Genomic DNA, 12,725 nt, shown 5'->3' on the forward strand with positions numbered 1-12,725 from the left:
CATGAAGAAGAACGCGATCGCGGCGCTCGGCGCCGTGGGAGTGCTCGCCATCACGGGCTGCAGCGCCGCAGCCGGTGACGGCGAGACCGAGTCGCCGGCGGCAGAGGGCGCAGAGCTGCGCGTCTGGCTGGTCGGCACCGACACGCCCGACGACGCTCGGCAGCTGCTGATCGACACCTTCGAGGACGAGCACCCGGGCTCGACCCTCATCATCGAGGAGCAGTCGTGGGACGGGCTCGTCGACCGGCTGACGACGGCGCTGTCTGGCTCCGACAGCCCCGACATCGTCGAGATCGGCAACACGCAGGCACCGGCCTTCACGACCGCCGGCGCCTTCCTCGACCTCACCGAGCACGCCGAGCGGCTGCAGGCAGACGACCTGCTGCCCGGCTTCGTCGAGATCGGCACGGCCGACGGCGCGCTCTACGCCCCGCCGCTCTACTCGGGCTCGCGCCTCGTCTTCTACGACACGGCGGTCTACGAGGAGGCGGGGCTCGAGGCGCCCACCACGCTCGACGAGTACGTCTCGAACGCCACCGCGCTCGCGGAGGCGAACCCCGACGCCTCCGGCCTCTGGTGGCCGGGGCAGGACTGGTACAACGGCCTGCCCTTCATCTGGGAGCACGGCGGCGAGATCGCCGTGCCCGAGGGCGAGGGATGGGATGCGCAGCTCTCGAGCGACGCCTCGGTCGCGGGCCTCGAGCAGGTGCAGCAGGTGATGCAGGAGGCCTCGCGCGCACCGATCGACGGCAACGAGACGAACCCGCAGGTGGGCTACTGCGACGGCACCAGCCTGCAGCTCTCGGCCCCCAGCTGGGTGAAGTGGTCGATCCTGGCACCGGCCGATGCTGAGACGCCGGGCTGCCCGGGGGCCGAGGAGACGCTGGGCGTGTACGCGCTGCCCGGCATGGACGGCGGCGCGGCGCAGGTCTTCGCCGGCGGCTCGAACATCGCCATCTCGGCGGCGAGCGAGCACCCCGAGCTCGCGGTCGATGCGCTCGAGATCATCCTGGGCGACGAGTTCCAGACGATCTATGGCCAGAACGGGCTCGTGCCCGCTCGCGTCTCGCTCGCGGACACCCTCGGCACCGATGCCGTGGCGCAGGCGACGACCGAGGCGGCCGCCAACGCCCGCCTGACCCCCGCGTCGCCCCGCTGGGCCGACGTCGAGGCCTCCGGCCTGCTGCAGGACCTCTTCGTCAGCATCGCGCAGGGCGGCGACGTGCGCTCGCTCGCCGAGGCTGCCGATGCCCAGATCGAATCCATCCTGAACGGCTGACGCGCCGGGTCGTGACCGACGCATCCGCGCCGGTCACGACCCGCCGTGCCTCCACACCGAGGAGACCCCATGATCGAGGCTGAGGCCGCAGCGCAGGCAGCGCTGCCCACGCCGCGGCGAAGCCCCAGGCGGCGCGCGACCGTGCTGCCGCTCGTGCTGCTGGCACCGGCGACCGCCATCGTCGCCGTCGTCATCGGCTGGCCGCTCGTGCAGCTGGCGCTGCTCTCCTTCCAGGAGTTCGGCCGCGCGCAGGTCTTCGGCCAGCCGGCCGAGTGGGTGTGGTTCGACAACTACGTCACCGTGCTCGGCGACGGCGAGTTCTGGACGGTGCTCGGGCGCACGGTCGCCTTCGCGCTGGTGTGCGTGGTGTCGGCGATGCTCATCGGCATCGCGCTCGCGCTGCTCATGCAGCGGCTGCCGAAGCCGTTCCGGGTGCTCATGAGCGTCGGGCTGCTGCTGGCCTGGGCGATGCCGGCCCTCACCGCCACGATCGTCTGGGGGTGGATGTTCGACACCGAGTACGGCGTCGTGAACTCGCTGCTGCGCGACGTGCTGGGGCTGAGCGAGTTCGACCGCCGCTCGTGGCTCATCGACCCGATGGGCTTCTTCACCGTCGCGACGATCATCATCGTCTGGGGCGCCGTGCCGTTCGTGACCTTCATGGTCTTCGCCGGGCTCACGCAGGTGCCGGAGGAGCAGCTCGAGGCGGCCGCGCTCGACGGCGCGGGCCCCGCGCGGCGCTTCTCGTCGATCGTGCTGCCGCAGCTCGCGCCGATCCTCGTGATCGCCACGATCCTGCAGCTGATCTGGGACCTGCGGGTCTTCACCCAGATCTTCGCCCTGCAGGACATCGGCGGCATCCGCTCCGAGACCTCGACGCTCGGCGTGTACATCTACCAGACCGCGATCGCCGGCGGCGAGTTCGGCATCGGCGGCGCGCTCGCCATCATCACGATGCTCGTGCTGCTCGTGCTCGCCTTCCCGCTGATGCGGAACATGCTCAGGAGCGAGTCGTGAGGCACAAGCAGCGGCGCCGCGCCGCGACCGTCCTGTGGTGCGCCGTCGCGGTCTTCGTCTTCGTCTGCTCCACGTTCCCCGTCTACTGGATGGTCAAGACCTCCTTCCAGCCCAACAACGAGGTGCGCTCGCGCGAGCTGCAGCTGTGGCCGGAGTCGTTCACCCTGCGCAACTACGAGACCGTGCTCTTCGATCCGGGCCGCACGCCGTTCCTGCCGGCGCTCGGGATGTCGCTGGTGGTCACCCTCGCGACCGTGCTGGTCGCCGCGGTGCTCTCGTTCTTCGCCGCGGTCGCCATCTCGCGCTTCCGCTTCCGCAGCCGCAAGGGCTTCATCGTCGCGATCATCGCGATCCAGATGCTGCCGCTCGAGGCGATGATGGTCTCGCTCTACCGCGTGCTCGACGCCTGGCAGCTGCTCAACACGGCCATCGCGCTCATCCTGATCTACTCGGCGACGGTCGTGCCCTTCACGATCTGGACCCTGCGCGGCTTCGTCGACGGGCTGCCGATCGAGCTCGAGGAGGCTGCGCAGATCGACGGCTGCTCGCGCGTGGGCGCGTTCTTCCGCATCACCTTCCCGCTGCTCGCGCCCGGCCTCGTGGCCACCGGCGTCTTCGCCTTCATCCAGGCCTGGAACGAGTTCCTGATGGCATTGATCGTCAACACCCGACCCGATCTCATGACGCTGCCCGTGTGGCTGCGCACCTTCCTCACGCTCAACGGCACGACCAACTGGGCGGCGATCATGGCCGGCTCCACGCTCATGGCGATCCCGGTCGTGGTGTTCTTCCTCCTCATCCAGGGCCGCATGGCCAGCGGCCTCGCAGGCGGGGCGGTGAAGGGATGAGCCTGCTCGCAGACGCACGCGCCACGCTCATGCCGGGCTTCGTCGGCACCGAGCTGCCGGCCTGGATGGCCGGCCTGCTCGCCGAGGGCCTCGTCTCCTGCTGCCTCTACGGAGAGAACGTGGTCGACCCGCAGCAGCTGCGCCGGCTGTCGGATGCGGTGCGCGCCGTGCGCGCGGACGCGATCGTCGCGCTCGACGAGGAGGGCGGCGACGTGACCCGCGTGCACTACGCGACCGGCTCGCCCTTCCCGGGCGCCGCGGTGCTCGGCCGCGCGGACGATCTCGACTGGACCCGCTCGATCGCTGCACGAGTGGGGGAGCACGTGCGCGCCGTCGGCGCCACGATGACCTTCGGGCCCGTCGCCGACGTCAACGTCGACCCCGACAACCCGGTCATCGGGGTGCGCAGCTTCGGCGCGGATGCGCAGCTCGCGGCGCGCCACGCGGCCGCGTGGGTCGAGGGCGCGCAGGGCGTGGGCGTCGCCGCGACCGCGAAGCACTTCCCCGGCCACGGCGACACCGCGGTCGACTCGCACGTCGGGCTGCCCGTCGTGCACGCCGACGTCGCACTGCTGCGCGCCCGCGAGCTCGAGCCGTTCCGCGCGGTGATCGCGGCGGGAGCCGCAGCCATCATGACCTCGCACATCCTGGTCCCGGCGATCGATGCGGTGCCCGCGACGCACTCGCGGGCGATCCTCACCGAGCTGCTGCGCGGCGAGCTCGGCTACGAGGGGCTCATCGTCTCCGACGCGCTCGACATGGCGGGGGCCAGTGCCGAGATCGGCATCCCGGAGGCCGCGGTGCGCGCACTCACGGCGGGCTGCGACCTGCTGTGCCTCGGCACGGCCACGGGCGCCGAGGGCATCGCCGCGATCGAGCGCGCCGTGCTCGCCGCGGTGGAGGAGGGCAGGCTCGACGCCGAGCGGGTGCGCGACGCCGCCCGTCGCACGCGCGCCCGGGCGGCCGCTGCGCCGCCGCCCCTGCCGCTGAGCGCGCTCGGCGACGCGACCGCCGACGACCTGGCGCGCATCCGCTCGACCTTCTCCGTGACCGAGGAGGCGCTGCGGTGGATCGCGCAGCATCGCGGCGAGGCAGCGGTGGTGCGGCTCGAGCGCGCCGCGAACATCGCCGCGGGCGCGGTGCCGTGGGATCCCTTCGAAGGATCGGTCGTCGTCGAGCCGGGCGCCGTGCCGCAGCTGCAAGCAGGGCCCGTCATCGTGCTCGGCAAGGATCTCGAGCGCGGGCCGGAGTCAGCCGCGAGCATCGCGGCGCTGCGCGAGCGGCACGACCTGCTCGTCGTCGACGCGGGGTGGTCTGCCGGCCGCCTCGCCGACGTCGCGACCTTCGGCGCCTCGCGCGCCTGCGGGCTCGCGCTGCGCGAGATGCTCGCGCGATGAGCGCGCTCGGCATCGACATCGGCGGCACCACGACGGTCGCCGTCGTGCTCGAGCATGGGCGCGTGCTCGGCTCGCACCAGGTGGCGACGCGTCGCGGCGACGGCGTCGTGGCCTCTGCGGTCGCGGCGGCGCGCGAGGCGCTCGCGGTCGCCGGCGTCGAGCGCTCGGCGCTCGAAGGCGCAGGTCTCGGGGTGCCCGGCATCGTCGGCGACGACCGCACGCTCGTGCGCGGCGCCGTCAACCTCGGCATCGAGGCACTCGACATCGGCAGCGCGGTGAGCGAGGGCCTCGGCGTCGCGGTCACGGTCGACAACGACGTGCGCGCCGCGGTGCTCGGCGCCCGGCACCTGATGGCAGAGCCCGCTGCGGTGATCGCCTACGTCGGGCTCGGCACCGGCATCGCCGCAGGGCTGGCCTTCGGCGACCGCGTGCTGCGCGGCGCGAGCGGCATGGCGGGCGAGATCGGTCACATCCCCGTGCCGGGTGCGAGCAGCCGATGCCGCTGCGGGCAGCTCGGCTGCCTCGAGACGCTCGCCTCCGGCTGGTCGCTCGCACAGCGCTGGGCGGGCGATATCCCCGCCGCCGCCATGCTGGCCGCCGCCGAGCGCGGCCAGGAGCGGGGCGAGCGCGAGTGGCGGGCGTTCATCGACGGGATCGCGCACGCGGTGCGCAGCCTCGTGCTCACGACCGGCGTCGACGCCGTGCTGATCGGCGGCGGGATCAGCGGGCTCGGCGCCCCGCTGCTCGACGGGGTGCAGGGGCGGATCGCCGCCTGGGCCGAGGACTCGCCGCTGCTGGGCGCGCTCGACGTGCCCGCGCGCATCCGCCTGCTGCCACCCGGTGCGCAGCCGGGTGCTGTGGGCGCCGCCATCATGGGGAGCGCCGCATGGAGGTCGTGATCGTCGCGGACGCCGCAGCTGCCGGCGATCTCGCCGCCGCGCGGGTCGCCGAGGTCGTGGAGGCCATGCCCGATGCGGTGCTGGGCGTCGCGACCGGCTCGAGCCACCTCGCGACCTACCGCGCGCTCGCCGCCAGGAGGGAGGCGGGCCTCGATCTCTCGCGCGTGTCGGCGTTCGCGCTCGACGAGTACGTCGGGCTGGCCAGGCGGCACCCGGAGTCGTACCGCGAGGTGATCGCGAGGGAGGTGACGGCGCCGCTCGGCCTCGATCCCGCGCGAGTGCACGTGCCCAAGGGCGACGCCGCCGACCTCGCGGCGGAGTGCGCGCGCTACGAGCGGCGGATCGCGATCAGCGGCATCGACCTGCAGCTGCTCGGCATCGGGGCGAACGGGCACATCGGGTTCAACGAGCCGACCTCGTCACTCAGCTCACGAACGCGGGTGAAGTCGCTGTCGGTGCGCACGCGGGCGGACAACGCGCGCTTCTTCGCGAGCGCCGACGACGTGCCGACGCACTGCATCACGCAGGGGCTCGGCACCATCCTGGATGCCGACCGCGTGCTGCTGGTCGCGACGGGGGAGCGGAAGGCGGAGGCGGTGGCGCAGATGGTGGAGGGGTCGCTGTCGGCGATGTGGCCGGGATCGGTGCTGCAGCTGCATCGGCGGGCGACCGTGATCGTCGACGAGGCGGCGGCCGGCGGGCTGCGGATGCAGGACTACTACCGCGAGGCGGCTGCTGCGAGCGAGGCGCTGCGAGCGCGCTGATGCGCGCGCGCTGCGGCCGGCGGAGGCCGTCGGCGAGGCCGTGGCGACACGCCGCGCGCGATTGACAGCGATCGAACACACGTTCGATCATGGAGTGTGAGCACACGGGTTCCAGCACGACTCGAGCGCCGCACGGGAGACGACCGCACGGCGACGGTCGAAGCGCTGCGCGCGCGGCTCCGCGGCATGCAGCAGGCCACCACGCAGCAGGCGCCGGTGCCCGACGAGTCGATGCTGGAGGGCCTGGACGAGGTGGTGCGGCGCCTGCGTGCGGGTGCCGTGCACAGCATCGAGTCGCGAGGGCTCGCGCTCGCGTGCCTGGGGGCGGTGATGCCGGCAGGTGCCTGGGGCGCGATCGTCGGACTCCCCGATCTCGGCATCGAGGCGGCCCGCGACCTCGGGGTGCCCATCGACCGCGTGGCGCTCGTGCCGCATCCGGGCCGCTCGTGGCTCGATGTGGTGGCGAGCCTGGCCGAGGCGATGCCGGTGGTGCTCGCCGCCTCGCCCGGCAGGGTGACGCCGACGGATGCTGCTCGGCTCGCCGCGCGGTTGCGGCAGGCCTCGTCGACGCTGCTCATCGCGGGGCCGTGGCATGGGGCAGCGACCGTGGTGCGCAGCGTGCGCGCCGAGTGGCAGGGGCTCGCCGACGGCGACGGGCGGATCGCTGCCGGCGGCCTCGTCGTCGAGGTGGCGACCGGCGGGGCTCCGAGCTTCGCGAGGATCCCCATCGACAGGACGGGTGGGCCGGGGATGCGGGCGGTGGAAGCGCGCAGATCGGCCGCGTGAATCTTTCACACTCCGCAGAACTGGGAGGCGAGCAGAATTGCTGTGAATGCTCTGAGATTCCTCGCTTCTCCCATGCCAGCGGCCTAGCGTGACCAGAGAACACCCGAGAAGGCATGACTTCGGAGGACCGCAATGGACGCGAGCGCACCGCGCAGGCAGCCCCGCCTGCTGCGCCTCGCGCTCGCGAGCGGCACCGCGACGATCGGAGCCGCGGCGCTGTTCCTCTTCGCAGGCGGGATGCCTGCGCATGCGGCCGGTGATGAGGCGGTCGGCGGATCCACCACAGGGCTCGTGCAGGACCTCGGCGACCTGGTCGGTGGTGTGACGGAGCCGGTCGGCGACCTGGCCGGAGAGGTCACGGAGCCCGTCGGCGAGCTGGTCGGCGGAGTGGCGGAGCCGGTCGGCGACCTCGTCGAAGAGGTCGCGGAGCCTGCGGGAGATCTCGTCGGCGACATGGCAGCGCCCGTCGGCGACGTGGTCGCAGCGGTGGCGGAGCCGGTCACCGAGGTCACGCAGCCGGCCGGCGATCTGGTCTCTGCGGTGACGGCGCCTGTTGGCGACCTGGTCTCCGAGGTGACGGTGCCGGTGGGCGATGTCGTCTCCGAGGTGACGGCGCCGGTGGGCGATCTGGTCTCCGAGGTGACGCAGCCGGTCGGCGATCTGGTGACCGAGGTGACGCAGCCGGTCGGCGATCTGGTGACCGAGGTGACGCAGCCGGTCGGCGATCTGGTGACCGAGGTGACGCAGCCCGTCGGCGATCTGGTCACTGAGGTGACCGAGCCGGTCGTCGACGCCGTCGAGGAGACGCTGGAGCCGGTGACCGAGCCCGTCGTCGACGTCGTCGAAGAGGCGCTGGACCCGGTGCTCGACCCGGTCGTGGACGTGGTCGAGGCAGTCACGCCGAACCCGAGCCCCGCAGCTCCGAACCCTGTGGTGCCGGTCCCCTCGAGCCCGAGCCCCGCAGTCCCGACCCCCGCAGTCCCGAGCCCGTCGCCGCAGCCGATCCCCGCTACGCCGGCACCCGCAGCGCCGATCCTCCAGACCCCGGCTCCCGCCCCGACGACGCAGGCCGACGACGCGAGCGCCGTGGACGCATCCGACGCCCCCGACGCTGCCGACACCCTCGCGCTCCGCGTGATGGCGGCACTCACCTTCGCGCCGATGCCTGCCGCCGTCACGACGGTCGAGGCTCCGCAGCCTGGAGCGCTGCCCACGGTCGGCGAGCGCGCCGTGCCGATCGAGGCGCCCGCTGCTCCCGCGGTCGCGCCGGCTGCGCCGGCTGGCGCGAGCGGCGCTGCCGCCGGAGCCGCCGCCGCTGTGGCGGACACCCATGACCACCTGCTGCCCGAGCTCTCGGGCGGGCAGGCTGGCGCGATCGCGAACGATCGCGCCCCCGCCTCGATCGTCGAGGAGCACACCGCAAGTCCTGATTGAGCGATCCCCTGCCGCGCTCGCGCGGCATGCACAGCCGTCCCGGAGCGGGATGGCGGATCACTCCAATCAGGAAAGGCAGAGCAATGAACAAGCTCATGTGGCGAGCGCTGTGCACAGCAGCGGTCGCGGGCGGCCTGTGGGCCGCAGGCACTGGCATCGCCAGTGCGACAGAGACCGAGGGCGCAGACGGCCTCGGTGCAGGGAACCAGGCGGTGGTGGATGTCTCGCTGCCGGTGACGATCAGCGGCACATCCCTCGGTCTGCTCGGCGATGCCGAGTCGACGGATGCGCACACGACGTCGGACTCGTCGGCGGAAGCGCCGTCGGCCGGCGTCTCGACCTCCGGGATCGGCGGCGTGCTCTCGGGCACGACGGCGCTCGTGGACGTCGACCTGCCGGTGACGATCGCAGGCAATGCGGTCGGCGTGCTCGGCGACGCGACGAGCGAGGGCTCGACCGCGACGACGAGCTCAGGCGGCGGCGACGCCGCGGCGGCATCGACGTCCGGTGATGACAGCGTGCTGAGCGGCACCCAGCTGCTCGGCGACGTCTCGGTGCCGGTGAACATCTCGGGCAACGCGGTCGCGGTGCTGGGCGATGCGACGAGCACCGACTCGAGCAGCACCGCGTCGACCGGGGATGCAGGAGCGAGCGCTCCTGCTGCCACCTCGGGTGACGACGGTGTCGGCAGCGGCACGCAGGAGGTCTACGACGTCGCAGCGCCCGTGATCACGGGCGGCAATGCTGTCGGTGTGGGCGGTGACGCGCACAGCGAGGGCTCGTCGGCTGAGGCGATGACGGGCTCCGGTTCGTCGGATGCGCCGGTGACCTCGGGAGACGACAGCCTGCTGGGTGGTTCGCAGGTGGTGGCTGATGTCGTGGCGCCCATCGTCGCTGGCGGCAACGCTGTCGGCGTCGTCGGTGACGCGACGAGCACCGGTTCGGACGCTGGGGCGATGACGGGCTCCGGTTCGTCGGATGCTGCCGAGTCGACCTCCGGTGACGGCAGCCTGCTGGGTGGCACGCAGGTGGTGGCTGATGTCGTGGCGCCCATCGTCGCTGGCGGCAACGCTGTCGGCGTCGTCGGTGACGCGACGAGCACCGGTTCGGACGCTGGGGCGATGACGGGCTCCGGTTCGTCGGATGCTCCGTCGACCTCCGGTGACGACAGCCTGCTGGGTGGCACGCAGGTGGTCGCTGATGTCGTGGCGCCCATCGTCGTTGGTGGCAACGCTGTCGGCGTCGTCGGTGACGCGACGAGCACCGGTTCGGACGCTGGGGCGATGACGGGCTCCGGTTCGTCGGATGCTGCCGAGTCGACCTCGGGTGATGACAGCCTGCTGGGTGGTTCGCAGGTGGTCGCTGATGTGGTTGCGCCGATCGTCGCTGGCGGCAACGCTGTCGGCGTCGTCGGTGACGCGACGAGCACCGGTTCGGACGCTGGCGCGATGACGGGCTCCGGTTCGTCGGATGCTCCGTCGACCTCCGGTGATGACAGCCTGCTGGGTGGCACGCAGGTGGTCGCTGATGTCGTGGCGCCGATCGTCGCTGGCGGCAACGCTGTCGGCGTCGTCGGTGACGCGACGAGCACCGGTTCGGACGCTGGCGCGACGACGGGCTCCGGCTCGTCGGATGCTCCGTCGACCTCCGGTGACGACAGCCTGCTGGGCGGTCTGCAGACCGTCATCGAGGCCGCGGTTCCCGTGGCTGTCGGTGGCAACGCGATCGCCGTGCTGGGCGACGCGACGAGCGAGGGGTCCACGGTCGACTCCTCCGCGACCACTGGGTCGGGCAACGGCTCGACCTCCGGTGACGACGGGCTGCTCTCGGGCCTGCTCGGCAGCATCGGCGTCTCGGTGCCGGTGAACGTCTCCTGCAACGCGATCGGCCTCATCGGCGATGCGTCGTCGAGCGACTGCAGCGCGGTGACGGGCCCGGGAACCCCAGGTGAGCCGGGTACCCCGGGTGAGCCGGGTACCCCGGGTGAGCCGGGTACCCCGGGTGAGCCTGGTACCCCGGGTGAGCCTGGTACGCCTGGTGAGCCTGGTACGCCGGGTGACCCGGGTACCCCGGGTACCCCGGGTACCCCGGGTACCCCGGGTACCCCGGGTACCCCGGGTACCCCGGGTAAGCCTGGTACGCCGGGTGAGCCGGGTACCCCGGGTGAGCCTGGTACGCCGGGTGAGCCGGGTACGCCGGGCACCCCGGGTGAGCCGGGAACCCCCGGCCAGCCGGGCACCCCTGGCGAGCCGAACATGCCCGGTGAGCCCAGCACTCCGGGCGACGACGGCAAGGCCGACCTCCCGGTGATCGACCGCCCGGCGGACGACGGGGCGAACCCGTCGGCCGCGGGCGGCTCGGCGGCGATGCTGCCGCAGACGGGCGCGGAGCACTCCGCAGCCCTGCTGATGGCGCTCGGTCTGCTGGCGCTCGGTGCACTGCTGATGCTGGGCGCACGTCGCGTCCGCAGCATGCAGTGATGTGCAGGGAGGTGCGGGGCGCGTACGACAGCGTCCCGCACCTCCGCATGCCCGCGTGCGGTGCAGGCTGATCGCGACACACCGCATCCGCTTGACTGCGTTCGAACGTGTGTTCGATCATGGATGCATGGCAGAGCAGACGATGGAGCGGGGCGCGCAGTCGCGCGCCACCCCGCAGCGCGACAGCCGCATCGGCGTGCTGCGCGTGCCCGACTGGGCGGTCGTCGTCGCGCGCCAGACCGGCGCGCTGCCCGCTGGCGGCGAGGCCGGCGTGCCGGGCGCGATCACCCACGCGCTGCGGGTCGTCGCCTGCGACGCAGGGGCTCGAGCCGATGGCGTGCGGGTCGGCATGCGGGTGCGCGACGCGCAGTCGGCCTCGCCCATGCTCGCGCTCGCGCCCGCCGACCCGGTGGGCGAGGCGCTCGCCTTCGAGCAGGTCGTGCGCGCGGTGCTCGCGGTCGTGCCCGCCGCGCAGCCCATCGGCGACGGGGCGTTGGCGTTCCGGATGCGGGGGGCCAGCAGGTTCTACGGCTCGGAGCCGCGCGCGATCGAGGCGGTGCGCTCGGCGCTCGCGGCGCTGGGGCTGACGGCGGCGTTCGGCGTCGCCGATGATCGCTTCACCGCCGAGCTCGCCGCGGCCGCAGACACGATCGTGCCCGAGGGGCGCAGCCAGGAGTTCCTGAGCGCGCTGCCCGTCGGGGTGCTGGGCGACGATGAGCTGCCGGGCATGCTGCACCGGCTCGGCGTGCACACGCTGGGCGACTTCGCGCAGCTGCCGGAGGCGAGCATCCGCGATCGCTTCGGCGCCGCGGGGCTCATCGCCCTCTCCCGTGCTCGCGGGCTCGACGACCGCCGCGTCGACGAGGCGGGGCTGGGGGAGGAGCGCGTGCTGCGGCTCGTGTTCGAGCCCGGCATCGAGGGCGTGGCAGAGCTGGCGCTCGCGGTGCGCGAGCCGGTCGAGCGCTTCGTGCGGCAGCTGGCCGAGCAGCGGCTCGTGTGCAGCGAGATCCGCATCCTGCTGCGCGCCGAGGAGGGGCGGGTGAGCGAGCGCCTCTGGCGGCAGCCTGGCTTCCTGCGCGCGAGCGACATCGTCGACCGGATGCGCTGGCAGCTCGCCGAGAGCGACCTCGGCTCGGCGCTCGTCGAGGTCGAGGCGCTGCCAGAGCGGCTCGACGCCGACACCGAGCACATGCCGGGGCTGTGGGGCGGCGGCGACATCGACGACCGCACGAAGCACGCGCTCGAGCGGCTGCAGAGCATGCTGGGGCGCGAGGCAGTGCTCACCGCGGCGACCGGCGGCGGCAGGCTGCTGGCCGAGCGCGGCGTGCTCACCCCGTGGGGCGACGCCGCACCGCCGCAGCCGGTCGGACCCTGGCCGGGCGCGCTGCCCGCACCGCGGCCCTCCGTCGTCTTCCGCCCGCCGCTGCCGGTGCTGCTCGTCGATGCCGCCGGTCTCGCCGTCGAGCCCAGCGCGCTCGACGTGCGCGAGGCATCCCCCGCCGTCTTCTCGCCGCCCGCCGCGCCGCGGCGGCGGGTGGTGACGTGGGCGGGGCCGTGGCCGATCAGGCGGCGCGAGCTCGGCGACGTCGTGCACCGGCTGCAGCTGCTCGACGGCGAGGGCGAGGCCTGGGTACTGCTGCACGCCGACGGCGCCTGGCTCGCCGAGGGCCGTTATGCGTGAGGGGCGCAGCACGCCGGCGACCGTCAACCGGCATGGAGGGGGTTCGACCGGATAGCCCGGTCGAACCACCGGGAGACCGGTTGAAGAACGGCGGATGAGGCGGACGAGGCAGGCGCAGGCAGGCGCAGGCAGGCGCAGGC

Annotated in this window: 10 protein-coding genes; all 10 read left to right on the forward strand. The window is 73.2% G+C overall.

The features are described 5' to 3' along the window. The first annotated feature begins 1 nt into the window (after position 1). The 10 genes from BQ6202_RS01690 (at position 2) to BQ6202_RS01735 (ending at position 12,585) form a co-directional block, all read left to right on the forward strand. Positions 2 to 1,279 (forward strand): extracellular solute-binding protein, encoded by a 1,278-nt coding sequence (locus tag BQ6202_RS01690; protein ID WP_072312696.1) that lies wholly within the window; start codon positions 2 to 4, stop codon positions 1,277 to 1,279. A gap of 69 nt (positions 1,280 to 1,348) precedes the next feature. Continuing rightward, a complete protein-coding gene (locus BQ6202_RS01695; protein WP_072312695.1) occupies positions 1,349 to 2,296 on the forward strand; it encodes a carbohydrate ABC transporter permease in 948 nt (315 codons plus the stop codon). Beyond that, positions 2,293 to 3,144, forward strand: a complete 852-nt coding sequence (locus tag BQ6202_RS01700; protein ID WP_072312694.1) for a carbohydrate ABC transporter permease — start codon at positions 2,293 to 2,295, stop codon at positions 3,142 to 3,144. Before BQ6202_RS01695 ends, BQ6202_RS01700 begins: the two co-directional genes overlap by 4 nt. Continuing rightward, positions 3,141 to 4,541 carry a glycoside hydrolase family 3 N-terminal domain-containing protein gene (locus BQ6202_RS01705; RefSeq protein WP_072312693.1) on the forward strand — a complete coding sequence of 467 codons (1,401 nt, stop codon included), beginning with the start codon at positions 3,141 to 3,143 and terminating at the stop codon, positions 4,539 to 4,541. The genes BQ6202_RS01700 and BQ6202_RS01705 overlap by 4 nt, the downstream gene beginning before the upstream one ends. Then, complete coding sequence (locus tag BQ6202_RS01710; protein ID WP_072312692.1) at positions 4,538 to 5,440, forward strand: ROK family protein; 903 nt, start codon at positions 4,538 to 4,540, stop codon at positions 5,438 to 5,440. Before BQ6202_RS01705 ends, BQ6202_RS01710 begins: the two co-directional genes overlap by 4 nt. Next, positions 5,428 to 6,204 carry a glucosamine-6-phosphate deaminase gene (gene nagB / locus BQ6202_RS01715; protein WP_072312691.1) on the forward strand — a complete coding sequence of 259 codons (777 nt, stop codon included), beginning with the start codon at positions 5,428 to 5,430 and terminating at the stop codon, positions 6,202 to 6,204. The genes BQ6202_RS01710 and nagB overlap by 13 nt, the downstream gene beginning before the upstream one ends. Before the next feature lie 96 nt (positions 6,205 to 6,300). Further along, on the forward strand, positions 6,301 to 6,990 hold the full coding sequence (locus BQ6202_RS01720) for a hypothetical protein (RefSeq protein ID WP_072312690.1): 690 nt from the start codon (positions 6,301 to 6,303) through the stop codon (positions 6,988 to 6,990). 132 nt (positions 6,991 to 7,122) lie between these two features. Then, complete coding sequence (locus BQ6202_RS01725) at positions 7,123 to 8,424, forward strand: hypothetical protein (protein WP_072312689.1); 1,302 nt, start codon at positions 7,123 to 7,125, stop codon at positions 8,422 to 8,424. Between the two features lie 83 nt (positions 8,425 to 8,507). Next, the gene (locus BQ6202_RS15095) at positions 8,508 to 10,904 is read left to right on the forward strand and encodes a beta strand repeat-containing protein (protein ID WP_143143600.1); all 2,397 of its coding nucleotides are present in this window, start codon (positions 8,508 to 8,510) and stop codon (positions 10,902 to 10,904) included. A gap of 127 nt (positions 10,905 to 11,031) precedes the next feature. Further along, positions 11,032 to 12,585: a DNA polymerase Y family protein gene (locus tag BQ6202_RS01735; RefSeq protein ID WP_083586768.1), complete on the forward strand. Its 1,554-nt coding sequence runs from the start codon at positions 11,032 to 11,034 to the stop codon at positions 12,583 to 12,585. Positions 12,586 to 12,725 lie beyond the last annotated feature (140 nt).

Source organism: Agrococcus sp. Marseille-P2731 (assembly GCF_900117395.1).
Lineage (GTDB): Bacteria > Actinomycetota > Actinomycetes > Actinomycetales > Microbacteriaceae > Agrococcus.